Source organism: Bacteroides sp. RCH18 (assembly GCF_058231005.1).
Genome location: NZ_JBIPTC010000002.1, coordinates 1,436,739 through 1,461,550 on the forward strand (window position 1 = coordinate 1,436,739; position 24,812 = coordinate 1,461,550).

Here is a 24,812-nt window from a genome sequence, read left to right on the forward strand (position 1 = left end):
ATTTTTAGGACATAGACGTATGGCAACTTCTAAAGAGATGACGGCAGGGCCGGCATTACCTCTGATTTTTAATTTCACTCTGCCGCTTTTGTTCGGCAATCTGTTGCAGCAAACGTATTCGCTTGTTGATGCTGCAATCGTAGGAAAGTTTTTGGGTATTAATGCATTAGCCTCTGTCGGGGCTAGTACATCCGTTGTGTTTCTTATTCTGGGTTTCTGCAACGGATGTTGTGGAGGATTCGGTATCCCCGTGGCACAGAAGTTTGGGGCGAGGGATTATAGTACGATGCGCAGTTACATTTCCGTCAGTCTGCAACTTGCTGTTGTGATGTCTGTGGTCATAGCCATCTTTACCAGTATTTATTGCGCGGATATTTTGAAGATGATGCGTACACCGGAGAATATCTTTGAAGGAGCGTATGCTTATCTGCTTGTTACTTTCATCGGGATACCTTGTACTTTCTTTTATAATCTGTTGTCGAGCATTATCCGTGCTTTGGGAGATAGCAAGACACCTTTCTATTTCTTGGTACTGGCTACGGTGCTCAATATTATTCTCGATTTATTCTGTATATTGGTACTGGGCTGGGGAGTGATGGGAGCTGCCATTGCTACGGTCTTTTCGCAGGGAGTTTCCGCTTTTCTTTGTTACGTTTATATGTATCGGAAGTTTGACATTCTGCGGGGCACGCCGAAAGAACGGAAGTATCAGTCGAAGTTGGCGAAGACGTTGCTTTCCATTGGAGTTCCTATGGGATTGCAGTTCTCCATTACGGCCATTGGCAGTATCATGCTTCAGAGTGCGAATAATGCGTTGGGTACGGCGTGTGTGGCAGCTTTTACTTCTGCGATGCGTATCAAAATGTTTTTCCTTTGTCCGTTGGAGAGCCTGGGGATGGCTATGGCTACCTTTAGCGGTCAGAATTACGGTGCCGGAAAGCCTGAACGTATTTGGTCGGGGATTAAAGCCAGCACGCTGATGATGGTTATCTATACAGCCGTCACTTTCTTGATTCTGATGGTGGGAGCCAAATCTTTTGCCTTGATCTTTGTTGATCCGTCTGAAATTGAGATTCTGGAGAAAACAGAACTTTTCCTGCATATATCAGTCTCTTTCTTCCCGATGCTTGGGTTACTTTGTATCCTGCGCTATACCATTCAAGGAGTGGGATATACTAATCTCGCTATGTTTTCGGGAGTGTCGGAGATGATTGCACGCATTCTCGTCAGTATTTATGCCGTGCCGGCTTTCGGATTTATCGCTGTTTGTTACGGTGATCCGATGGCATGGATAGCGGCTGATTTGTTTTTGATACCTGCATTTATTTATGTATATCGCAGGTTGAAACGTCAGGTGCTGACAAGTGCCGTTGCATAATTAAAGTGTGTGTTAAAAGTCAATATACCCGTAGGAGGAGTTTAGTTACTTTTGACACACCCTTTATCATATTTTAGTCTTGTATCGGATACAGCGGGTTACCGCTTTCATCTACATCCGTCCAGTCTTTTACGCTTACGTTACCGAATGATACGGAGTTTTCGTTGATTACTGCACGGAAAAGATATGAATTTCCGGCAGCCAGAATATTGTCTGGCGGGGTAATGGTCGTATTGTAAGTACGTGAGAAACTTTCTCCGTTGACCATCAATTCCATTGTTAAAGCCATCGGGTCGGAACTTTTCAGCGGAAGCATGACATATTGAACCGTGAAATCATTGATTCCCATGTTGGCTGGCTTGTCATAACTGACTTCTGAAGAAATGATTCCTGTTGACAGATCCATGAAAGCTCCCGGTTTCGTGGGAGTAATAGTGGCGGAGAGTACTTTGTTGAGCGTAATATTCTCACCTCCCGTTATGGTTATCACAACCTGAGTGGCTACGTGCTGGTAAGTGATGGGAATGTTGACTTGTGAACTGGTCACATCCTGATGCAGGGCGTGCCACCACAGATAATCCACTCCATTGGATAATGCTTCGGACTTGCCGTTGGTAAAGGTAGGGGCGGGGTTGCTGGAATTACAGGAAACAGCATAAAAACTATAGATATCATTGCTGAGATACATTTTATAACTTTGTATTCCCGTCAACACTCCGGGAGAAGAAGTGATATAGTTGCCTTCACCGACAGGCTCTCCCTCTATCGTATTGGTGGTATTGGAAGGGTAGGCACATAACCAGCTCTGCAATCCTTTTCCCATCGGAGACATGGCACGCGTTATATTTCTTCCTTCTACGGAAGCACTGAAAGTAATGAGTGCATCCTTTTTGTCAGGATTGTCATTGTTGCCCTCTTCTCCGCCATTATTTCCTTCTCCGTTCGGATAGGCAACATCCATATAAATGTTGTTTTTGGAGCAGGCTCCTAACAGCAGTACCGCCAGTGCGGATACAGCCAGATACATTGTAATTCGAAACTTAAAATTCATAGTCAGGTTCTTTTTGAAAGTTAGTAATTACCCCTATATACATTTCAAAAAGAATTTAGTTCATATCGGAAGAAACTATTTTTAGAACTCCGCTTCCTTCTGTATGCAGATGATATCGCCGTAAACGGGATGGCGGAACTCAATATATTCAGCGTGGAGATAGAGCCTGTCCGCCTTTTTTCCATAGAGTTCATCGCCCAGAATGGGGCAGTTCAATCCTTGATGATGGGCGGCATGTACCCGTAGTTGGTGGGTACGCCCCGTCAATGGATAAAAGGCGATGCGTATGTACTTATCGGAATCGTTCAGAATCCGGTATTCGGTAACTGCCGGCTTGCCGTATTCTTCACTGACCATCTGCCGGGGGCGGTCGAGCGGATTGAGGCAAAGAGGAAGATTAATGGTCCCTGTTTCTTCGAGTTGCTGGTTCAATCCATTTCTATCCAGCAAGGCTACATAACGCTTCTTAATACTGCGATTGATGAACTGTTCCTGCAAGTGTTGATGAACTTCCTTAGTTTTGGCGACAAGTAACAACCCCGAAGTAGCCATATCCAGCCGGTGTACAATCATGGGACCGGTAGCTTCCGGATATTTAGCTTTTACACGATGGTAAACGGAATCCGTCTCTTCTTCCTTTCCGGGAACGGACAACATGCCGGATGGTTTATTGACTACCACCAGCCATTCGTCCTCAAAAACAATTTCCAATTCTTCCTTCCTGTGTGCTTGGGGCGAAAGTGGATTCTCGTCTACTTCCAGTCCTTGCAGCATGTGTTTCAGAATCGGTTCGCATTTTCCTTTACACGAGGGGTAATAATAACCGTGATGCCGTACCTCCGTCTTCGGAGAGTTTCCCCACCAGAACTCGGCCATAGCCAATGGTTTCAGTTGGTGAAGGTAGGTATATTGCAGCAATTTGGGCAAGGCACATTCACCTGCTCCGGCAGGGGGGATTTTGTGTACGGTTTGCTCAAAGATAGTACATAAGTCTTTTATTTCTCCTTTCGCATTCAGCATACGGAACTGTTCGAATAACTTTTGCTGCAAGGCTGCCGAACGTTGCTTTCGTTCGTTTTTTAGTTTTTCTATTTCCGTCTCAAAGGTAATAACCTCTTCTTCCAGCGTTTTGATTCGTTCTTTCCATCCCCGTTCCAATCGCTTGAGTTCCGCTTTCTGATATTGGCTTTCACGAATAAGTGCGTCCTGTTCTTCTTCGGACAGGGCAGGGGACGATTGTCGGCGAAGTTCCCTTTCTCTCTTTGCTGTCTTTAATTCCTCTTTTGCTTGAATAAGAGCCAGCCTTGCTTGTTCCGTTTCCCTGTCCAGTTTTTCTTTTAAGTGCAGATAATGAGGATTAACTTCCAATTCACTGATACGGACATTGATAGCCGAAATTTGTTCTTCTTCTATTTTAAAGAATCCCTGTGGTTGCAGCAAATCGTAAACAGGTGGGACAAAATACGGATGCAGATTCTTTCCTGCCAGATTGCCGGAAAAAGCAGCAAGATAACCGATAGAGGAAGATCCTTCTTCCTGGGTTTGTACGATCAGTACTCCGAACATTTTTCCAAGAGCCAATTCCTCTTGCCACTCCTTCTTTGTCGAGATATAGGCTTTGACTTCTTCGGCCGCTAATACACATAGCGGATGAGGAGTATAGTTGAAAGGGTATGTAAACCTTTCCGGTAGTGCAATATGTGAAACCGGATGGTCGAAAAAATGTATCATTGACTCTTATCTGAATATCGTTATTGATTGCAAAAGTAAGGCAAATCCGCGAATTTTGTTCTATATTTGTTCTGTAGTTGGAATAAATATAGAACAATAAGAGGAATAAAATGGAAGACAAACCAAAATTCGCTTTTGTAGGTAACAGCCACATGGCATTCTGGGCACTGAATGTATATTTCCCTCAATGGGAATGTCTGAACTACGGCGCTCCCGGAGAAGGGCTGGCGTATGTCGAGTCATTTCATGAAGATACATCCGACTGCCAGGTAGTGATTCAGTTCGGGAGCAATGACATTTATCAGTTGAATGAAGAAAATACAGACGATTATGTAGAGCGGTATGTGAAAGCTGTTCTTGCGGTTCCAAAGGTTAAAACTTATCTCTTTTGTATTTTTCCCCGTAATGATTATGATGATTACAGTACGGCTGTGAACAAGTTCATCCGCATGCTGAATGAGAAGATAGTTGCAAAACTGACAGGGACAGGCGTCATTTATCTGGATGTTTTTGATCAATTACTGATGAACGGCAGATTAAATCCGGAGCTGACTATTGACGATCTGCATTTGAATGGAAAAGGGTATCGGATATTAAGTACGGCGCTGAAGCAGGCATTCAACGGACAGGAGCATCTATGAAATTTTATGTTAACGCTTTTGTCATGTAAATAGGTGGCATATCATTTATTTTTCCTATTTTTGCCCCATTAATCAATATGTATAACCCCCATAAAACGATGAGACGATGGAAAAAGTTATTATCAACTCGTACGAAGAATTTGAAAAGCTGGTAGGGCAACAAATAGGTGTTTCCGATTATGTGGAACTCTCTCAGGAACGTATTAACCTTTTTGCAGACGCGACACTGGATCATCAGTGGATTCACGTAGACACAGAACGGGCAAAAGTAGACAGTCCGTATCATAGTACGATTGCTCACGGTTATCTGACGCTTTCCATGCTTCCTTACCTGTGGAATCAGATTATTCAGGTGAACAATCTGAAAATGATGATCAACTACGGGATGGATAAGATGAAATTCGGTCAGGCTGTTTTGTCCGGACAGAGCATTCGTCTGGTGACTACTCTGCATTCACTGACCAATCTGCGCGGTGTGGCAAAAGCTGAAATCAAGTTTGCAATTGAGATTAAGGATCAACCGAAGAAAGCCCTTGAAGGGATTGCTGTGTTCCTGTATTATTTTAATTGAGTAACGACGAAAAGATAAGATAAGGCTGTTTCCTGCAAAGGAAGCGGCCTTTTGTTTTATTTATTGGATGCAAGATATGTAAATACACGGAAATCGGTTAAAATATCAAAATAATAAGAGGTTTGTCCTCATTGTGGCATCCATAAGCGCCGCTGAGTGTTTTACGTATTATATATGTATTCAAATAATCATGAAGCAATTAAAAAGTGAGCGTTATGTCTTTAAGTAGTCTTTTAATCATATTTTCATCTTCTTTTATGGCGCTGTTTCCGGTGATCAATCCTTTAGGAAACGGTTTTGTCGTCAATGGATTCTTTGCAAACCTCGACCCTTCACAACGAAAAACGGCTATTCAGAAACTAACCATTAACTTTATAATGATCGGTGTAGGCACTTTGCTGATAGGTCATTTATTCTTATTGATTTTCGGTCTGGCGATTCCCGTGATTCAACTGGGTGGTGGAATACTTATTTGTAAGACTGCGATAGAATTGCTGGGTGATTCCAATTCTTCCGATAAAGAAGGGACCAGCCAGAATGTAGACAGCTTCAAGTGGAAGAGCATCGAACAGAAGATATTTTATCCTATCACGTTTCCTATCAGTATCGGTCCGGGCAGTATATCCGTGATCTTTACTTTGATGGCATCTGCCAGTGTGAAAGGCAAACTGTTGCATACCGGAATCAATTATCTGGTCATTGCGCTGGTCATTATTTGTATGGCGGGGATACTGTATGTGTTTCTTTCACAGGGACAGAGGATCATTCAGAAACTGGGACCTGTAGGAAATCAGATCATTAATAAACTCGTTGCCTTTTTTACCTTTTGCATCGGTATACAGATTTCCGTCACAGGTATATCCCAGATATTCCATCTGAATATATTATGAGTTCGGATGTTCTTTCTTTTTCTTTGCTTGGATAGCCTTCAATGTGTTTCTTCTTACTGAACGAATAGCGGGAACCAATAGTTCCGGTTCCATAATTTCCAGCATGGTACGCAGTTCTTGCTGTAGTTCGGGGATGGAGCAGGTCAGCTGATAGGCAAGTTTGATGCAAAGAGACTGCACTCCTGCCGGTTCTTGCCTTGATACCATTCGTTCCATACAGAAATCCAGTAAGTCCACTCGTGGAGGGTCGGCTAGCTGTTGTTGGCATAGCAGGTTCAGTAACATCCTTCGTTTTCCCGAATGCGGGCAGGTAAGTGCCGCGTCTATCAGTTCGTCTTGTTTCAGAGTCAGCCACTCTACCTCAGGTTTTGAGAAGTGGGTACAGACCCACAACGCCTGATAAGAGACGATGTCATCCTCATCAAAGATCAGCCGGTAAATTTCTTCTCTGAGCCGTTCGTCTTCTTTTATATAATGAAGCAGTTCCCGTATATTTTCTATATGGAAGCGTGTGGCTAGCTGTGTGCGTAAATCCATTTTTATTTTGGGTTCAGTATCTTATTTTTTATCGTCGGCCAGTTGTAAGTGCAAGATTGGATACGGCTTGCCCATGCTGTCTGTTTCATCCCGTCCGATGATCTCGAATCCCAGATGCTGATAGAACCGGAGAGCCTGGTCGTTGTCTTCGTTCACATCCACCTTGTCGATCTGTTTCTGGCGGATGGCATACTCTATCAATCGCTTCCCGTATCCCTTTCCCTGTTCGTCGGGGTGTACAAACAGCATCTCGATCAGTTCATCACTCAATCCCATGAATGCGGCAATCTTTCCGTGAGAGTTGCGGATGATGGAGAGCTCTACTGCCGGCAGATAGTGGTTGCGTATCAGTGGCTTATAGAACTGGATACTCTCTTCTGTCAGGAAGTGGTGCGTGGAGCGGACAGACTTCTCCCACAGCCGTATCAGTTCGTCGTAATCCTGTTCGGTGGGGCGTGCTATATTGGGAATGTAATAACATTCATGATCATATATATTCCCGTTATAGGTAAGTTCTGCCTGATGAAGTGTACCTTCGTAGATAAATCCGTTTCGCTTCAGCACTTGTTGCGAACGTTTGTTGTGCGGATAACAGTTGGCAGTGATGAGGCTGAGCTGTAGTTCGTTGAAGCCATAGTTGAGCACGGCTTGCACTGCTTCCGACATATATCCTTTTCCCCAATACGGTTCGTCCAGCCAATACCCCAGCATACGTACCTGAGGATTTTCCCGTTTCGGATCGGGTACGATGCCGATGGAAGCTATCAATTGCTGTGTATCTTTCAATGTGACAGCCCATATACCTTCCTGTCCTATAAATGTGCTGTGAAGGATTTCACGGGATTCATTCAGCGTCTTGTGGGGAGCCCATCCGGCATTATTCCCCAAATTGGGGTTCTGGCAACAGGCAAAGAATGCTTCTGCATCATTCTCCTGAAAAGGGCGCAACAGCAGACGCTTCGTTTCGATATTCGGGGATAAGGCTGTTTCGGTTCTTTCTGTTTCCGGTTCTTTCTTGTAAACACATTCCAAACGATTTCCGTCGGGGTCGAGTACAACGCTCTCAAAGTATCCGTCGCCCGAAGTGCGTGGTTCACCTGCTATGGTATATCCCTCGGAACGCATTTCTTCCGTAAAGCGAAGAATCTCCTCCTTGCTGGGAAATGTGAACGCAAGGTGTGTCAGTCCCCGCCTGTTTTCTTCTATCGGGGTATTCTGCACATCTACCCGACTCATCAACTCCAGAGTGGGGCCTTCATCAAAAGAGATAAAGTATGACTCGAATCCCTTCTTGGGATTGATATATTTCTCATTACTTGTCCCGCCCAGAAAGCGGACATAGAAATCTTTTAATTCTTCCAGACGAAAAGTCCAGATGGCGATATGATGTAGTTTCATATAAATCGTACTTAACGTTTTTATACTTTATTGATGTGTCACATATTCGTAAACGATACGTGAGATGTCCGCAATGATTTTACTGTTCTCCTGATTATTCTCTTCGGAATCTTTGACGAAGACGGCTATACTGTAAGCACGTCCGTCGGGCAGGAGGACGAAGCCGATATCGTTGCAGGCTACCTGTTGTCCTTTGGCATTGCGGTCACCCGTCCCTGTCTTGTGACCGATCGTTACATCTTTGCCGAGCAATGGGGCAACCAGTCGGTCTTGTCCGGTCTGGCATTCTGTCATTGTCTGATAGATGAAGTCTTTGTATTCCTGTGGGAACAGTGCTTCTTTGCGGAATATCTCCAGAAGTTCCGCGGCGGCCAGCGGAGTAGTCCAGTTTTGATAACACAGACTTTCATCCTGGTGCATATCGTTTTCCGTGCAGACAATGGCACAATCCGTAACACCCAGGGAATGGATGTACTGGTTCACCGCATCTACCCCTCCCTGATATTGAAACAAAATATCACAAGCATTGTTGTCACTTTGTTGCAAGGTGTATTTCAATAAATCTGCAATGTCTATATTGAATCCTCCCTGTGGGAAACTATCCCGTAGCGGACTGTAAGTATCGGGCTTTAAATCCTCTTTCTTTATGGTCAGTTCAAAGTTCAATGACTGTTGCTGTTTTCCCATATAATCTGCCAATGCCAGCGCCTGATGAAATTTGAATACACTCATCAATGGATAATGAATGTCATTGTTGACAGTTACCGTATCTTTTCCGTCGATAATGACGGCAATACCTATTTCAGCTTTCTTTCCTTGGATGGCTTGCTTGAGTTGATTCTCAAGAGAAAGATTCTGTGCACAGATAATAGTGGGGATCAGACAGAGAAGCAGGATGAATGAGCGCATACTAATTTTTTCATTAATTGGTTTGTATTTGGGTCTTAAGAGTCACAAAGATATAAATACTAATTTTATCAGCAAATACTTATCTGGAAATAGTAATCCTACATAAGAATTATCTATTTTTGTCGGTAAACAAAATGATAAGCCTTCTATATGTTAAAATGTCATTCAGAGTTGTTTAAATCGTCGGTGAAGTTGGCGGATGGTTTAAGATTGAGTACAAAAGAAGAATTGAAAGATATAGCACAGTTGCTTCTTCTTTCCGTTCCTTCAAAATTGCGAAAAGAAGAGTATGTATCCTGTCTTGCAGAAGCTGTTCTTACTTGTCCGGATATATGGATTTCGCAGTTGACACATTATGAATGGTTGCTCCTTCAAAAACTGGTGAAAGCAGGAGCCAATACCTATGTGGAAGAACCTAATATGATAATGACGAGTACATTAGAATTGCTTTCTTTTGTTGCGGTCGAGTGTAGTTTGAACGGAGACAAGATTCGTTATATGATTTGTGATGAGTTGCGTGAAGCGGTTGCTCCCCATATTGATAAGTTTTTGACATCGACGGAAGAGAACAGCCGTTTTGTGCTGGAGCAGTATGCTTTAGGAATTTTAAATCTTTATGGGCTCTTACCTTATACAGAATTTTTGAAGCAACTGACCGGATACTTGAAGGGCTCAATGACAAAGGACGAAATTGCTGAAGGTTTATCCAATTCAATGTTGATGAGACAACTGACGTTTGATATAGAAGATATATATAATTCTGTTATGTATCTTCGATCTCCCTTATTATTGGACGTTGAGGACTTGGAGGAAAGATTATATGCACATCGTGCTATAAAAAGTTTGAAGAAGTTTACCGTCGAAGAGGTTTTGTCGGCTGGAACGATGCCTGTGTTCTATATTCCAATCCGCATTCGGATCAACTGAAAGGATTTATGATGAGGAAATTAGGTTATAATGAAGAACTGGCTGAGGCCAAGATACAGTGGCTGTGGTATGCAATACAGATGAACGAAAATCCGATGTCTGCTATTGTTTCGGCAATAGACACGAAGGTTCTTTCTATGCAAGAACTTCAGGAAGTGGTTGGAATAGCTGTAAACTATTGTAATGATTGTCCCCGTTGGTTCTTGAAAGGTCACTCGTCCACCGAAGCATCTGCTCTACTTGGTAGGGGTGAATCGGTGAAAACTCCTCCTCGTATCGTTGCCGGACCAACGATGAAAGCAGCAGGCATGGATATCACTCCTGAAATGCAAAAAATGGTTGATGGTATGTTTTATGATACATTCTCCGGAACGAAAATCGGACGGAATGATCCTTGCCCTTGTGGGAGCGGAAAGAAATACAAGAAATGTTGCGGCAGGGATAACTGAAAAGGGACTGTTCGTAGAGATGCTATGTCGGTATAGGCGGACTGTTCTTTGATACTTCCCGCCATCGAATAAATGAACAGTCTGAAATGGATCATTCATATAAGATTTTTGGTATCCTTGTTGGCTTGATATGGTAAAGTTCTTACCTTTGTAAGGTCATCAAAATAAGTGTTCATGAAGAAGTCTATAAAACATTTGCCCAAGCGAACGCAGGAAGAACTGACAGTTCTGCTGGACTTAGTCTGCAAAAGCGTCGATAACTGTCAGATGATTATCCTGTTCGGGAGTTATGCCAGGGGTAATTATGTTTTATGGGATACTAAAATAGAGTTCGGTGTTCGTACCTCGTATCAGAGTGATTATGATATTCTTGTCATCACCAACGGAGCAGTCAAGCGGGTAGAAAGAAAACTGGAGCGTATCACTAACAAATATCATGATTTGTTTGAATACCGTCGTCACGCTTTTCCGCAATTCATTGTCGAACATATAAATACGGTTAACAATAATCTAGAGGTTAGCCAGTATTTCTTTACAGATATTATAAAGGAAGGAATTTTGCTTTACGATAGTGGCAAATGTCAATTGGCTAAACCACGGAAATTGAGCTTTAGGGAGATTCGGGATATTGCACAAAATGAATTTAGTGAGCTTTATCCTTATGCTTGTGGTTTTCTTGACTTAGTTAAACTATCATTGCCTAATGATCAGCGGAATAAGATTTTTGCTTTTCTGCTTCATCAAGCATGTGAGAAACTTTATAATACTATATTGATGGTTTTTACGAATTACCGTCCGAAAAGTCACAGACTTCGGGACCTTGGTGGGATGGTAAAGCGCTTTTCGATGGAACTGGTAACGGTTTTTCCTCTAAATACGGATGACGAAAAAGAGTGTTTTAATCTATTATGCCAAGCCTATATCGAGGCCCGCTATAACAAAGATTACAAAATTACAAGCGAACAGCTGGAATACTTAATTTCACGTTTAGAGATTCTAAAGGAAATGACTGAACGTCTTTGCAAAGAGAAAATTGCAGAATATAATGCGATGGCGGAAAATGGTTGAACACACGAAATATTTTAAAGTCTTATAACTTTGCATCCGTTTAGCTGTCACTCCCTATAAATTAAAAAGAAGAATATATCTGTCATCTGTCACCGATTTCATTCTAACTATCAGATTATAAATAGTTAATGATGTGACAGCAGTAGGTGACAGCACTGTGATGGCAATTATGCTGTCACCCTTGTATTTGTGATTCGGGATATGTTTTGAAGTCGTTGATTTCATCACGGTATGTAACGATCTTTTCTAAACCTTGAAACAGTTTGTTTTGCAGTTTGAAACTAAAGTTCCAAATGCTTGAAACCATAGTTCCAAACGCTTGAAACTAATGATTCCAAGCTGTTGGAACTAAAGTTTCAAGCCTTTGAAACTATGGTTTCTCTTCGCTGAAACTATGGTTTCAAGGCGACGAAACTAATTCAGTGCTATAACCTTATCATGACCCGGCTTAGATTGCTTCTTTAGTGTCTTCTCTTTTCTATGAGGCTGACTAAAAGTCGGTAGTATCTCGAATGGGGTTGACTAAAAAGTCAATAGTATCCAAAACTCTCCTCCTTCGGGAAGGAGGAGTACCCGTAGGGGGAGGTGGTAGGTGAGTACGTAAATTGATAATAATAAATTAAGTTATATGCTTACCTACCACCCCGCCCTTTGGGCACCCCTCCTTCCCGAAGCTACCCTTTATACACAAGTATATATTATTTTTTTTATCTTTGCTTGATGTTATTAGAGACAGATCAAATTCGTGATCCTCGGCTTTTGCGACGTTTAAACTTAATTTGCTCTCAGATGGTTGTCCATCAAAGTGCTATAGTGAATCAATTTAGTAAGGAACATAAAGAAAAGATGGGTGCTTATAGATTTTTGAACAATTCCTCAGTCAGTTCTGATGCTATCTTATCAGGTCTGATACAAACTTGCTGTAAGAATGCTTCCGGTCGTAAGCATTTACTGTGTATTCAAGATACCTCGGAGATAAACTATGAGGCTCATGTTGAGCGAATGAAGAAAAAAACAGCCAGTCCCGGCATTGTCGGTCAAAGGCAATGTGGTACTTTTTTGCATCCTGTCTTGGTAGTGGATGGCTCCAGCCATATTCCTATAGGCTTTTCTTCGGTCAAGCAGTGGAATCGCTCACCGGATGCTTTAAGTCGTGAAGAACGTAATTACAGATATCAGCCTATAGAAGAAAAAGAGTCATATCGTTGGATAGAAAGTGGAATGGCTGCCAGTGAGCAAATGCCCCGGGATGCAGTTAAAACGATCATCGGTGACCGTGAAGCGGACATTTTTGAACTTTTCAGCCGTATCCCTGCTGATAATGTTCACTTGCTGATACGTTCTGTTCATGAAAGGAATTGTCGGTTGGATGATCCAGACTGTTCTCTCCATCTGAATACATTAATGGAGCAGGCTGTTCTACGGGCAGAGTATAGCTTTGAAGTGCTCCCGGGAAGCGGACGTAAGAAACGGGTAGCGTGCATGGAACTTCGCTTTGAAAGAGTCACCTTGTGCGCTCCTGTTAACGGTCCGGCAAAGGGCAGTCCCCCTGTTAGTCTTTATTGCATACATGTTAAAGAAAAATCTTCCAGTACACCGGTAAATGAGAGCCCTATTGAATGGAGACTGCTAACTACACATGTGGTGGAGACTGTAGAACAAGCAATTGAATGTATCGGTTGGTATCGTTGTAGATGGCTGATTGAAGAGTTGTTCAGAGTGCTCAAAAGAAAGGGATTCATGATTGAGGACGCACAGTTGGAAACAGTTTCGGCATTACAAAAACTAATCTTAATTTCCTTGCAGGCAGCCCTGCAGGTGATGGTACTCAAACTTTCTTTTGATAAAGAAGATGAAAAACTCTCTTCAGAAATCTACTTTACAAGCAAAGAAATAGAATTATTACATATAGTAGGAAAAAAGAGTGAGGGAAATACAAAAATACAGCAAAATCCATATAAAAAAGAATCAATGGCATGGGCAGCATGGATTATTGCAAGGTTAGGAGCATGGAGTGCATACAAGAGCCAGTCCATTCCAGGATATATAACCTTTAAGAATGGACTGGATAGATTTTATACACAGTTTGAACTGTATGAGTTTATCAGATAAGACTTGTGTATAAAGGGTAGCTTCCCGAAGGAGGGGAGTTTAAGATACTACCGACTTTAGGGTCAGCCTTTTCTATATTAAACTTTCGTTTTTTCTTGTCGGTCCCGGATATAATGAGTAATTTAGCAGTCTCAACGACACGAAGACGCTGACACAAACAACCTATTATTATATAAATGAAAATTACCCTATTCCGTAAAAATGGAGATACAACAGCGCTCAGCGTACTGGATCTTGAAAAACTGGTAAACAAAGTAAAAACAGAGATAAAATCCCGCCCGGTTTCCACTTTCAGAGAAGAATTAAGATATATGCTTCCAGATGATCGGTGTATGTTTGCCGACAAGCTTCCCGAGATAATTCCTGCCGCAGAATTTAGAAAAGTAAACGGGCAGAAGCAGATGAAAGCGTACAATGGTATTGTTGAACTGACTGTCGGTCCCCTGTCCAATAAATCGGAGATAGCTCTGGTGAAACAAAAAGCGAGTGAACAACCGCAGACCCGTTGCGCTTTTATGGGTTCGAGTGGAAAAACGGTGAAGATATGGACCACTTTTACTCGTCCGGATAACTCACTGCCCAAAACACGGGAAGAGGCGGAATTGTTTCACGCTCACGCCTATCGGCTGGCCGTGAAATGTTATCAGCCCCAAATCCCGTTCGATATACTTCCCAAAGAGCCGACTTTGGAGCAGTATTCGCGATTGTCTTATGATCCGGATATTATGTATCGTCCGAATTCCGTGCAATTTTATCTCTCGCAGCCCACAGCGATGCCCGAAGAGACGACTTTCCGGGAGGCAGTGCAGGCAGAGAAGTCTCCGTTGACTCGTGCCGTGCCGGGATATGATGCGGAAAATGCTTTTTTGATGCTTTTTGAAGCAGCTTTTCGGAAAGCTTATACAGATCTTAGCGAAGCAGGCCTCCAATTACGGGAAGATAAATGGCAACCATTGGTCGTACAATTGGCCAAAAATTGTTTTGCTTCGGGATTGCCTCAGGAAGAAGTCGTGAAACGTACCGTTTTTCATTTCTATATGTATAAACAAGAAGTGCTGATCCGGGAGATGATTGGCAACGTATATCTCGAATGTAAAGGTTTCGGCAAAAATATCAGTCTGAGCAAAGAGCAACAGCTAGCCTTACAGACCGAAGAATTCATGAAACGCCGTTATGAATTTCGCTATAACACACAAATCGCCGAGGTGGAATATCGGGAAAGGCTTTCTTTCCGTTTTCGTTTCAATCCTCTCGACAAACGGGCGCTGAATAGCATTGCCCTGGATGCACAAATGGAGGGTATTCCACTGTGGGACAGGGATATCAGCCGTTATATCTATTCAAATCGCGTGCCTGTATTCAATCCGTTGGAGGATTTTCTCTATCGACTTCCCGGATGGGACGGTAAAGACCGTATCCGTGAATTGGCAGCCACCGTTCCTTGCCGGAATCCGTATTGGACAGACTTGTTTCACCGCTGGTTTCTCAATATGGTTTCTCATTGGAGAGGGTATGATAAAAAATACGCGAACAGTGTTTCGCCATTGCTGGTCGGGGCGCAAGGGACGCGAAAATCTACCTTTTGCCGGAGTATAATGCCACCTTCGGAACGTTCCTATTATACTGACAGCATTGATTTCTCGCGAAAGAAAGATGCGGAACTTTATCTCAATCGTTTTGCGCTCATCAATATTGATGAATTTGATCAGGTCAGTTCGACACAACAGGGCTTCTTGAAACATATTCTGCAAAAGCCTGTGGTAAATATGCGGAAACCTCATGCCAGTGCTGTGCTCGAAATGCGCCGGTATGCTTCATTTATCGCTACGAGTAATCAAAAAGACCTGTTGACCGATCCTTCCGGTAGCCGTCGTTTTATCTGTATCGAAGTGACGGGAGTGATTGACACGAATCGTCCGATAGATTATGAGCAGCTTTACGCGCAAGCCATGTATGAATTGGAACATGGCGAACGCTATTGGTTCGACCAGGAGGATGAAAAGATTATGATGGAAAACAATCGTGAATTTGAGCAAGTTCCTCCGGAAGAACAGCTGTTTTTCCGGTATTTTCGTGCTGCACAGCCTGAAGAAGGGGAGTGGCTGTCTCCGGCGGAGATCATGGAAGATATTCAGAGAAATAGTTCGATACCGATGTCCGTGAAAAGGGTCAATTCATTTGGAAGAATACTGAAAAAGCAGGAAATCCCCTCCAAACATGTACGTAGCGGTACGCTTTACCATGTCGTAAAGTTAGTGACCGGGTAGCGGGAACAAATAATAAATGTGTGATTGCATTGTGACGGCAAAAATGCCGTCACAATGCAATCACCTCCTGCTGTCACGGGCTGATTCGTTCATAATGAGTCTGTTATGTCCCGTTTGGTGACAGATGACAGCAACTTACCATATATATTCTTCTGTGTAGCGTTGGTAAGTAGGCTCTTCTTTTATTCCTTTGTTACGAAACAATTGTTTTATATAAGCTTGATCTTTGGGCATAAGGCCTCGTTCTCCACGATAGAGTCGGTAATATCCTGTTTTCCCATAGTGTCCCACCAACTGTGATCGGATACTGACTGCGTCTTCATAAGGAATCCTGTCAAGCAACCGTTTAAGTCCCCATGTTACATGAACTTTTGCAGCCGTTTTAAAACATTCGCATTGATTCCCGTCCGCAGGATAGCGTGTCGGATTAACGCTGGTGATATAAAGATAGTCGGCTCCGTTATATTGTGCAGCTATGTGGCGTAAGCATTTGGAGGCTTGTGAGCATTGGTCGTTGAAGCAACGGGCAAAATTGTAAGGGACAGACAGGCTGTCGGGTTCTTCTTTCATTTGTTGACTTTGTTTTATTTATGATAGCAAGGGATACAAGTTTTGTATTCTCTACAAATGTAAGGCTTTCTTTCAAGAATGAGAAATGATTGACAAGCTAATACCATTGTTCTATGCGATTTCTTTTTGAAATCACTATCTTTGCAATGGATCTATTCATTAAATAAAGAAGAGATTATGCTTGCATACACATATATTGAACACGGAAAATTTGAATTGCGAGAAAAACCGGAACCGAAAATTACGGATGCACGGGATGCAATCGTGCGTGTGACTCTTGGCAGTATCTGTACCAGTGACCTGCATATCAAACACGGTAGTGTGCCGCGTGCAGTACCCGGAATAACGGTTGGACACGAGATGGTAGGTGTCGTGGAAGAGGTGGGAGCTGAAGTTACATCAGTCAGACCCGGCGACAGAGTGACTGTGAATGTCGAGACTTTCTGTGGAGAGTGTTTCTTTTGTCATCACGGATATGTCAACAACTGTACCGACCCCAACGGTGGCTGGGCTTTAGGCTGCCGTATCGACGGTGGGCAGGCGGAATATGTCAGAGTACCTTATGCCGATCAAGGACTGAACCGTATTCCCGATACAGTCAGTGATGAACAGGCTCTGTTTGTCGGTGATGTCCTTGCCACAGGCTTCTGGGCAACTCGTATCTCGGAGATTACGGAGAAAGATACCGTCCTCCTCATTGGTGCCGGACCTACCGGAATTTGTACTTTGCTCTGCTCGATGCTGAAGAATCCGAAGCGTATCATTGTCTGTGAAAAGTCCCCTGAAAGGATTCAGTTTGTCCGTGAACATTATCCCGATGTTCTGATAACGCCCCCTGAGAACTGCAAGGAGTTTGTACTCCAAAACAGTGATCACGGCGGAGCTGATGTTGTTCTGGAAGTGGCGGGGACCGAAGATAGTTTCCGGATGGCGTGGGACTGTGCCCGTCCCAATGCGATAGTCACGATTGTGGCTCTTTACGACAAACCTCTGCTTTTTCCTTTGCCTGAGATGTATGGCAAGAACTTGATTTTCAAAACAGGAGGTGTAGACGGCTGTGACTGTGCTGAGATCCTCAGTCTGATTGAAGAGGGAAAGATAGATACCACTCCTCTTATTACCCATCGCTGTTCGCTGAACGAGATTGAGGAGGCATATCGTATCTTTGAAAACAAGCTGGACGGCGTCATCAAGGTAGCGATTGTATGTCAAACCGAAAGTAATAAATAAGAATATGCCTGTTATCGAAATATCCTCTTTGTCTCATCCCGGAGTTGAGATATTCTGTACTCTTACCGAGGCTCAGTTACGCAATCGTATCGAGCCTGACAAGGGTATTTTTATCGTAGAAAGTCCAAAGGTCATAGAGAGAGCTCTGGACGCCGGTTATGAACCTTTAGCCATTTTGTGTGAGCATAAACATATCACTGGCGATGCCTCCGACATCATTGAACGTTGTGGCAATGTACCTGTCTATACGGGTAGCAGGGAGCTGCTTGCTACATTGACCGGTTATGTTCTGACACGTGGTGTTCTTTGTGCCATGCGTCGTCCTGTGGTGCGCAGTATGGCAGAAGTCTGTCGGGAAGCCCGGCGCATCGTCGTGATCGACGGTGTTGTTGATACAACCAACATCGGTGCTATTTTCCGTTCGGCAGCCGCCCTGGGAATTGATGCCGTACTACTGACACGTAACTCTTGTGACCCGTTGAACCGTCGTGCGGTCAGAGTATCGATGGGAACGGTCTTCCTTGTACCATGGACTTGGATGGACGGTTCTCTCAGCGACTTGGGCAAGTTGGGCTTCCGTACAGCTGCCATGGCGCTCACGGATAACTCTGTTTCCATTGATGATCCTGTCCTGGCAACCGAACCCAGATTGGCTATCGTGATGGGTACCGAAGGGGACGGACTTTCGCCGGAAACGATTGCCGAAGCTGACTACGTAGTCCGTATTCCTATGTCGCACGGCGTCGATTCGCTCAATGTAGCCGCTGCGGCTGCCGTAGCTTTCTGGCAGCTTCGTGCTCGATAGTTCTCATAAGGATCCTTTTTATTGTCGGGACATAAGTTCCGCAAATTGATCGAGTGACTGGACATTATATTTCTCAATGAGATTAATGCATTGTTGAAGATAATCTTCATCCACTTTTACTCCATTCCATTGGTACCATCGTTTTACCATCTCAATACCTGCATTATGCTTCTTGGCAACATTCCAAATCGTGACGAGATCATCCTTTTGTTTTCTTGATTTTAACCGTTTCAGCTCAAGTGCCCCTTTGTAGATTTTGATTTCCTCATCATAGATGAGCTGTTTCTTTAGCGTCAGTTCATCATCTCCCAGAAAAGTGACATGGGTCATGAGTTTTAGTCCTTCGCTGAAATCGGCTACAGCGATACCATGGTCGGAAACGATGAAATAGCCGCCATTATTCTTGCGAGTATACAAGACTTGCGGATTGTTATACACAAAGTATTCGAATATGTTTTCCCCTTTGCGGTCTATTTGATAATGATCGATGTAGCGCTCTTTATATCGTTGCATGAAATGTGCTGTGTAATGCATCACCCTATCGCGGGACTTGAAACCCGTCATTTGGATATAGCCATTGCTTGAAGTGCCGATAATGGGGGCATAAGCCTGAAATCCTACGCCTTGCATATATGAATTGTGTTTTCCCACTACTGTCCACACATTTCTTCGGGTGGTGGTGAGGGTTATACGCTGGGTCGCCAAAGGATATGGCAGCATGTTCTTTGTTTTCTTACGAACCTTATCCATGAACATATTTGCTTTGGTCGATATTTCGATGAGGTCCTTATGCACTTCGGCATACAGTTCCTCGTGAGTCATACTTGTCAGATACATATTTGTGTTTTTGAATTGAGACAAAGGTAGTGGTTATCTTCAGAATTGACATCATTGTCGGATGGCTTTTTGCGGATGATGCCGAAAATAAATACTTTATTCTTTTTAGAACCTGTACGCTCTCATATCCATTATTTTGTGCTCCACCATTAATGCTATGGATACATTAGGTCTTTCAAAAGTAACATCATTGTTCATCCTGACTTTAATAGAAAGAGACGAGAGTAGTTTAATGAGACTGAAGCTATGTGTTAATTGCATAGGTTCAGTCCTAAATTTTATATGAGTAGGATTCTTTTTATTCAACAAAATAGAGAACTAAGATTCTTTAGGCTTCTTATAATGTTCATTTATCATTCTACTAACTTCGTTCATTGATATTTCTCCCTCTATATGTTTACGAGCTGTGTCTATGAGAAAATTTGATACACGCAGATTATCGACAGTTTGTAAGCCTATGGAAGCTCTCCATAAGTTGGCTCGTTCACGTTTCTCCTAATCTGTATTATTTAAATATTCATCAAATATGTGCATGTTCTTATCATCTTTTTGATTTTCACGTTATAAGTTGGGGTTCATGTAGCTACAAAAGTACAAAAACAATCCTGATATTGAATATAATTCACTACATTTGCATTATAAAATCGTATCAAACAATGAAGCTAAATAGACTAAAGGCAGTTCTTTTGGAAAAAGGTATCTCTCAGACGTGGTTGGCGAAACAGCTTGATATGAGTTTTAGTATGGTCAATGCCTATGCTTGCAATCGGATTCAACCTAATTTGCAGACACTTCAACAGTTTGCATCGATATTGCAGGTAGATTTGAAGGACTTAATAACCGATAAAAAAGATAGGTAATAATATACAAGCCTTTCTGATGTTATTATTGAGTTTAATTGATTAGAATATAAAAATAAGCAATAAGATGGCAAACTTAAATATTGAACAGAAAAAGGTGAAAAGCCTTTTTCAAGAATCGAAATACAACTTCCTTATACCTGATTACCAACGCCCATATGCGTGGGGTGAGATGGAGTGTAAAACTTTATGGGATGATTTGTTTTCGTTCTCTTTCCCAAATGATGACTGTGACCAATTTATTGACGATGAAGAGTATTTCCTTGGTCCTATAGTAACATTTAAGAATAGAAACCAAATGGAGGTAATTGATGGGCAGCAACGTTTAACGACACTTATGCTTTTGTTAAGGGCTTTTTATAATAAACTAGGTAGTATGAAAGACCCTCGCTCAAAACGGATGAAGGAGGATATTGAAAAATGTATTTGGAGAGCTAATGAATTTGGGGAGTTTGAAACATCTGCTCTGAAAATCAATTCACAGGTTGCTACGGATGAAGATAAAGAAGAGTTTATTGCAATATTGAAAGATGGACAAGGAATTGGCAAAAAAAGTCGTTACGCAAAGAATTTCAATTTCTTCGTTGAAAAGATAGATGCTTTTCTAAGTAATTATCCATCTTATTTTGCATATTTCCCGGCTCGTGTGCTGAATAACTGTGTCCTTTTACCAATAGAGGCGGAATCACAAAATACGGCATTAAGAATTTTCTCAACCTTGAATGATAGAGGGAAACCTCTCTCTGATGCAGATATTTTTAAGGCGCAACTTTATAAATATTATTCATCGTTTGGTAAAAAAGATGAATTTATAGAAACGTGGAAAAATCTAGATAAGATTACTAGCGAAGTGTTTCATCCAATTTATGGTACACCATTAGATGAATTGTTTACAAGATATATGTATTATGAGCGAGCACTTGCAGAGATAAAATCATCAACAACAGAAGCTTTGCGCAAGTTTTATGAAGGAGATGGCAGTTATCCTCTTTTGCATCAGCCAAAGACATTGAGTAATCTTGTAAGCCTTGCCAAATTTTGGCAAGATGTTAACAATCAGGAGACAGAACGTTTCTCAGATAAAGTCCTAAAGCGTTTGTTCGTACTTAGTTATGCTCCTAATGGAATGTGGACGTATATCACTTCTGTGTATTTTATGTACCATCGTAATGAAAATGATGAAATAGAAGAAAATGCTTTTTGTCGTTTCTTGGATTGTATAACAGCTTTCATATGGGCTTATGCTATAACTAATCCAGGTGTTAACTCTTTGCGTACTCCTGTATATGCAGAAATGGTTAAGATAATCAGAGGAGAAGATGTAACATTCTCAGATTTCAAATTTTCAGAAGAACGTTATCGTGCGCAAATAACAAATTATGCATTCAATAATAGTCGTGCGATTACAAAATCAATGATTACTTGGTGGGCTTTTCAATATGATAATCAATCATTATTGTCATTGGAAACCAAATTCGATATAGAACATATATATGCACGAAACAGACTGGATAAAGAAAAAGGTTTATCAAATCCTCAGAATGTAGAAATACTTGGAAATAAGGTTCTTCTTGAAAAAAGATTGAATATCAGAGCTTCCGACTATCGCTTTGTAGATAAAGTAAAATATTATAAAGGTTTTACCACTGCTAATGGTCAGGAAAAGAATGGCTCTCAAATTGTAGAATTGGCGGAGATAAGTAATTCATATAGTGATTTTACTGAAACTGATATTATTAATCGTAATTCTAAAATAATTGATTCGTTTGTGAATTTCCTTAGAGCGAATCAATTATTGAAAGAGTAAAGTTATAGCTTTGAATATCAATTTGTTTTTTAGCATAAACTTCTGATAATATATATTATTAAGAATATGACTCCTGAAGAAAAAGCAAGAATAAAGATAGACCAGTGGTTTGCCGATGCTGGTTGGAAAGTAGTTAATAGGGAGGATTATGAACCTACTGGTACGGCTGTAGCCATAAGAGAAGGTTTATTGAAAGGAAATCTTGAAGCCGATTATTTCCTTTTCATTAATGGAAAAGCAGTAGGAGTACTTGAAGCTAAGCGTGAAGAAACAGACGTTTTTGCTTCAAAAGTATGCGAGCAAGCAGCTCTATATGCACGAAGTGTCCCAAATATCTATCAGGCATATCAAAAGCCATTGCCTTTTATCTTTACCTCAAATGGAAAAGAACTATACTTCTGTGATTTCCGTGAACAAGATTCTTGTTTCAAACAGATAATAACTATTCCTACGCCACATGAATTGGTCAAGAAACTGGGGATTGAGGATACATTTGCCGGACTTCCCACATTGAAAAGGAAGGGGCTTCGTGATTGCCAGTATGAAGCGGTGACAGAACTTGAAAAGAGTTTTCGTGCTGGGCAAAATCGGGCATTGATGGTTCTTGCTACCGGAGCAGGCAAAACATATACTGCTTGTCTTGCTGCCTACCGAATGCTTTCTTATACACCAATGCGTAGGGTGTTGTTTCTTGTCGACCGAAATAATCTTGGAAAACAGGCAGAGGGAGAATTTGGAACTTTCCGACTGACAGAGAATGGAGACGCTTTCAATACTATCTTTACGGTCAATCGCCTTCGCTCGTCTTCTATCCCTTCTGATAGTAACGTCGTTATTTCTACAATACAACGTTTGTTTTCATTCTTGAAAGGAGAAGCTATTGAGGATAATGATGACGATGATGAGAACGAACCTGCAGAGGAAGTAACCTTGCCTCCCAATCCCAATTTACCGCACGATTACTTTGATATGATTATTATAGATGAGTGCCATCGCTCCATTTATGGAAACTGGCGCATGGTATTGGAGTATTTTGATACGGCAAGATTGGTAGGTTTGACTGCGACACCTATTCCCGAAACAATGGCTTTTTTCAATAACAATCGCATTGTCAACTATACATTAGAAAAGAGTATCGTTGATGGTGTGAATGTGGATTGTCGGGTATATAGAATAAAAACCCAAGTCACGGAAACGGGTGGGGCTATATTAGAGGGTGAGAAATTTAAAGAAGAAACAAGATATACAGGTGAGGTCAAGACTGTAAGTAGTAAGGAAACCAAAAACTACACAAATAAAGAACTTAATCGGAGTGTTATTAATCCGGCACAGATAAAGTTAATCCTTTCGACCTATCGGGATGTGGTTTATACAGAATTGTTTAATGACCCGCAACGTGAGCCGAATATGGACTATTTGCCCAAAACCTTGATATTTGCTCTCAATGAAGCTCACGCTACAAATATCGTACAGATAGCTAAAGAGGTGTTCGGACGGAATGACGACCGCTTTGTTCAGAAAATCACTTATTCGGCAGGCGACAGTAACGAACTGATACGCCAATTCCGTAACGACAAGGACTTCCGTATTGCTGTGACCTGTACGTTGGTTGCCACTGGAACAGATGTAAAGCCACTGGAAGTGGTGATGTTCATGCGTGATGTGGAGTCATTGCCTTTGTATATTCAGATGAAAGGGCGTGGAGTGCGTACTATTGGTGATGACCAACTTCGCAATGTTACCCCGAACGCATTCAGCAAGGATTGTTTTTATTTGGTTGATGCGGTAGGCGTGACGGAGCATGCGCAAACAGTGGCACCTATAGATGATGGTCCTACAACAAAAACGATTACTCTAAAGGAGTTGTTAGAACGTATTAGTCATGGCTATATTCCTGACGAGTATCTCAAACGGCTTGCGGCAACGCTTGCCCGAATATACAACAAGGCGGATGATTCGCAACGGAAAGAGTTTGTCCGTTTGTCTCATGATGACATGAAGGAACTTTCTGCTAGAATATACGATGTGCTGGAGAAAGGCATTCTTCCACTGTTTGTAAGCACTGATGAGCCTAACAATGAACGTAAGGGGCTAGTCGCTCCGCTTGCCAATCATGCGGATGCTCGGAAATACCTTCTTATACTTGCAGCCGGATTCGTCAATACATTGATGCCGGGTGAAGATACGCTTATCTCCAAAGGGTTTTCCATTGAGGAAGCAAAAAGTACGACAGAGGCTTTCGAGGAGTTCTGCAAAGAACACAGTGATGAAATAGAAGCACTACGTATTATATATAATAATGAAGGAACGCCTATCACCTATTCTATGTTGAAGGATTTGGAAAACAAACTCAAAATGGCAAACAACCATTTCACTTCCAAACAACTTTGGAACTCTTATGCCATAGTCAATCCTAAAGCGGTAAGGCGTTCCACTACCAAAGAAGAAAGCGATGCATTGACCAATATCATACAACTTGTGCGCTTTGCTTTCCGCCAAATCGAACGATTGGATAGTGTAGTTACTACCTCTAAACAGTTTTTCAATCTTTGGTTAGGACAAACCCAGCGTGAAATAACTGACAAACAGCGAGAGGTTATCAGTCGTATTGTGGATTACATTGCTTCTAACGGAGCTTGTACGGTCAGAGATATTCGAGAGGATGACGCAACCCAAGCGGCACAAATGATTCGGGCATTTGGTAATATGCAGAAAGTGGACGAAGCACTTCATTCCCTTTACACATTTGTAGTATTAAGAAAAGCAGCATAAAA

At 42.1% G+C, this 24,812-nt stretch carries 21 protein-coding genes; 14 read left to right on the forward strand and 7 right to left on the reverse strand.

From position 1 onward, the window contains the following. Nucleotides 1-19 precede the first annotated feature (19 nt). Nucleotides 20-1,378: an MATE family efflux transporter gene (locus ACHLI0_RS20795; protein WP_062695515.1), complete on the forward strand. Its 1,359-nt coding sequence runs from the start codon at nucleotides 20-22 to the stop codon at nucleotides 1,376-1,378. Nucleotides 1,379-1,451: 73 nt separating this feature from the next. Here the strand turns inward: ACHLI0_RS20795 and ACHLI0_RS20800 are convergent, their stop codons facing one another. Together ACHLI0_RS20800 and ACHLI0_RS20805 are read right to left on the reverse strand one after the other, a co-directional pair. Next, nucleotides 1,452-2,429 (reverse strand): fimbrillin family protein, encoded by a 978-nt coding sequence (locus tag ACHLI0_RS20800; RefSeq protein ID WP_490749954.1) that lies wholly within the window; start codon nucleotides 2,427-2,429, stop codon nucleotides 1,452-1,454. A gap of 81 nt (nucleotides 2,430-2,510) precedes the next feature. After that, nucleotides 2,511-4,160 (reverse strand): RluA family pseudouridine synthase, encoded by a 1,650-nt coding sequence (locus ACHLI0_RS20805; RefSeq protein WP_062695512.1) that lies wholly within the window; start codon nucleotides 4,158-4,160, stop codon nucleotides 2,511-2,513. Between the two features lie 110 nt (nucleotides 4,161-4,270). Here ACHLI0_RS20805 and ACHLI0_RS20810 point away from each other — a divergent pair, with 110 nt between their 5' ends. From ACHLI0_RS20810 to ACHLI0_RS20820, 3 genes are all read left to right on the forward strand, one after another. Next, the gene (locus ACHLI0_RS20810; protein ID WP_048694918.1) at nucleotides 4,271-4,801 is read left to right on the forward strand and encodes an SGNH/GDSL hydrolase family protein; all 531 of its coding nucleotides are present in this window, start codon (nucleotides 4,271-4,273) and stop codon (nucleotides 4,799-4,801) included. 106 nt (nucleotides 4,802-4,907) lie between these two features. Beyond that, the gene (locus ACHLI0_RS20815; protein ID WP_004308264.1) at nucleotides 4,908-5,372 is read left to right on the forward strand and encodes a MaoC family dehydratase; all 465 of its coding nucleotides are present in this window, start codon (nucleotides 4,908-4,910) and stop codon (nucleotides 5,370-5,372) included. Between the two features lie 215 nt (nucleotides 5,373-5,587). After that, nucleotides 5,588-6,262, forward strand: a complete 675-nt coding sequence (locus ACHLI0_RS20820; protein WP_008760156.1) for a MarC family protein — start codon at nucleotides 5,588-5,590, stop codon at nucleotides 6,260-6,262. Here ACHLI0_RS20820 and ACHLI0_RS20825 read toward each other — a convergent pair. The 3 genes from ACHLI0_RS20825 to bla are packed head-to-tail and all read right to left on the reverse strand — an operon-like array spanning nucleotide 6,257 to nucleotide 9,106. Beyond that, nucleotides 6,257-6,799, reverse strand: coding sequence for a HEAT-like fold family protein (locus ACHLI0_RS20825; RefSeq protein WP_048694910.1), 543 nt, complete (start codon nucleotides 6,797-6,799; stop codon nucleotides 6,257-6,259). The two genes, ACHLI0_RS20820 and ACHLI0_RS20825, sit on opposite strands and share 6 nt — an antisense overlap. Before the next feature lie 21 nt (nucleotides 6,800-6,820). Next, a complete protein-coding gene (locus ACHLI0_RS20830) occupies nucleotides 6,821-8,197 on the reverse strand; it encodes a GNAT family N-acetyltransferase (RefSeq protein WP_490749955.1) in 1,377 nt (458 codons plus the stop codon). A gap of 27 nt (nucleotides 8,198-8,224) precedes the next feature. Next, nucleotides 8,225-9,106, reverse strand: coding sequence for a class A beta-lactamase, subclass A2 (gene bla, locus ACHLI0_RS20835; protein WP_196044860.1), 882 nt, complete (start codon nucleotides 9,104-9,106; stop codon nucleotides 8,225-8,227). Nucleotides 9,107-9,256: 150 nt separating this feature from the next. Between bla and ACHLI0_RS20840 the strand changes: the two genes are divergently transcribed. The 5 genes from ACHLI0_RS20840 to ACHLI0_RS20860 all read left to right on the forward strand — a co-directional run bounded on the left by ACHLI0_RS20840 (nucleotide 9,257) and on the right by ACHLI0_RS20860 (nucleotide 15,929). Then, complete coding sequence (locus ACHLI0_RS20840; RefSeq protein WP_490749956.1) at nucleotides 9,257-10,033, forward strand: hypothetical protein; 777 nt, start codon at nucleotides 9,257-9,259, stop codon at nucleotides 10,031-10,033. A gap of 8 nt (nucleotides 10,034-10,041) precedes the next feature. Continuing rightward, nucleotides 10,042-10,482 carry an SEC-C metal-binding domain-containing protein gene (locus tag ACHLI0_RS20845; protein WP_490749957.1) on the forward strand — a complete coding sequence of 147 codons (441 nt, stop codon included), beginning with the start codon at nucleotides 10,042-10,044 and terminating at the stop codon, nucleotides 10,480-10,482. Nucleotides 10,483-10,656: 174 nt separating this feature from the next. Further along, a complete protein-coding gene (locus ACHLI0_RS20850) occupies nucleotides 10,657-11,550 on the forward strand; it encodes a HEPN domain-containing protein (RefSeq protein ID WP_490749958.1) in 894 nt (297 codons plus the stop codon). A gap of 789 nt (nucleotides 11,551-12,339) precedes the next feature. After that, a complete protein-coding gene (locus tag ACHLI0_RS20855; protein ID WP_490748799.1) occupies nucleotides 12,340-13,662 on the forward strand; it encodes an IS4 family transposase in 1,323 nt (440 codons plus the stop codon). A gap of 176 nt (nucleotides 13,663-13,838) precedes the next feature. Then, nucleotides 13,839-15,929: a BT4734/BF3469 family protein gene (locus ACHLI0_RS20860; protein WP_270601919.1), complete on the forward strand. Its 2,091-nt coding sequence runs from the start codon at nucleotides 13,839-13,841 to the stop codon at nucleotides 15,927-15,929. 135 nt (nucleotides 15,930-16,064) lie between these two features. On the opposite strand, the gene ACHLI0_RS20865 is transcribed toward ACHLI0_RS20860, so the two are convergent. After that, nucleotides 16,065-16,499 (reverse strand): DUF6078 family protein, encoded by a 435-nt coding sequence (locus ACHLI0_RS20865; RefSeq protein ID WP_225720717.1) that lies wholly within the window; start codon nucleotides 16,497-16,499, stop codon nucleotides 16,065-16,067. Between the two features lie 177 nt (nucleotides 16,500-16,676). On the opposite strand from ACHLI0_RS20865, the gene ACHLI0_RS20870 reads away from it, so the two are divergent. Both ACHLI0_RS20870 and ACHLI0_RS20875 read left to right on the forward strand, forming a co-directional pair. Beyond that, nucleotides 16,677-17,729 (forward strand): alcohol dehydrogenase, encoded by a 1,053-nt coding sequence (locus tag ACHLI0_RS20870; protein WP_490749959.1) that lies wholly within the window; start codon nucleotides 16,677-16,679, stop codon nucleotides 17,727-17,729. 4 nt (nucleotides 17,730-17,733) lie between these two features. Beyond that, nucleotides 17,734-18,534: a TrmH family RNA methyltransferase gene (locus ACHLI0_RS20875; RefSeq protein WP_008764665.1), complete on the forward strand. Its 801-nt coding sequence runs from the start codon at nucleotides 17,734-17,736 to the stop codon at nucleotides 18,532-18,534. 18 nt (nucleotides 18,535-18,552) lie between these two features. Here the strand turns inward: ACHLI0_RS20875 and ACHLI0_RS20880 are convergent, their stop codons facing one another. Then, entirely contained in the window at nucleotides 18,553-19,371 is an 819-nt protein-coding gene (locus tag ACHLI0_RS20880) for a hypothetical protein (protein WP_234135779.1), read from the reverse strand. 656 nt (nucleotides 19,372-20,027) lie between these two features. Between ACHLI0_RS20880 and ACHLI0_RS20885 the strand changes: the two genes are divergently transcribed. From ACHLI0_RS20885 to ACHLI0_RS20895, 3 genes are all read left to right on the forward strand, one after another. Next, a complete protein-coding gene (locus tag ACHLI0_RS20885) occupies nucleotides 20,028-20,231 on the forward strand; it encodes a helix-turn-helix domain-containing protein (RefSeq protein WP_055217103.1) in 204 nt (67 codons plus the stop codon). A 67-nt stretch (nucleotides 20,232-20,298) separates the two neighbouring features. Then, the gene (locus tag ACHLI0_RS20890; RefSeq protein WP_055217104.1) at nucleotides 20,299-22,038 is read left to right on the forward strand and encodes a DUF262 domain-containing protein; all 1,740 of its coding nucleotides are present in this window, start codon (nucleotides 20,299-20,301) and stop codon (nucleotides 22,036-22,038) included. 66 nt (nucleotides 22,039-22,104) lie between these two features. Further along, complete coding sequence (locus tag ACHLI0_RS20895) at nucleotides 22,105-24,810, forward strand: type I restriction endonuclease subunit R (protein ID WP_490749960.1); 2,706 nt, start codon at nucleotides 22,105-22,107, stop codon at nucleotides 24,808-24,810. Nucleotides 24,811-24,812 lie beyond the last annotated feature (2 nt).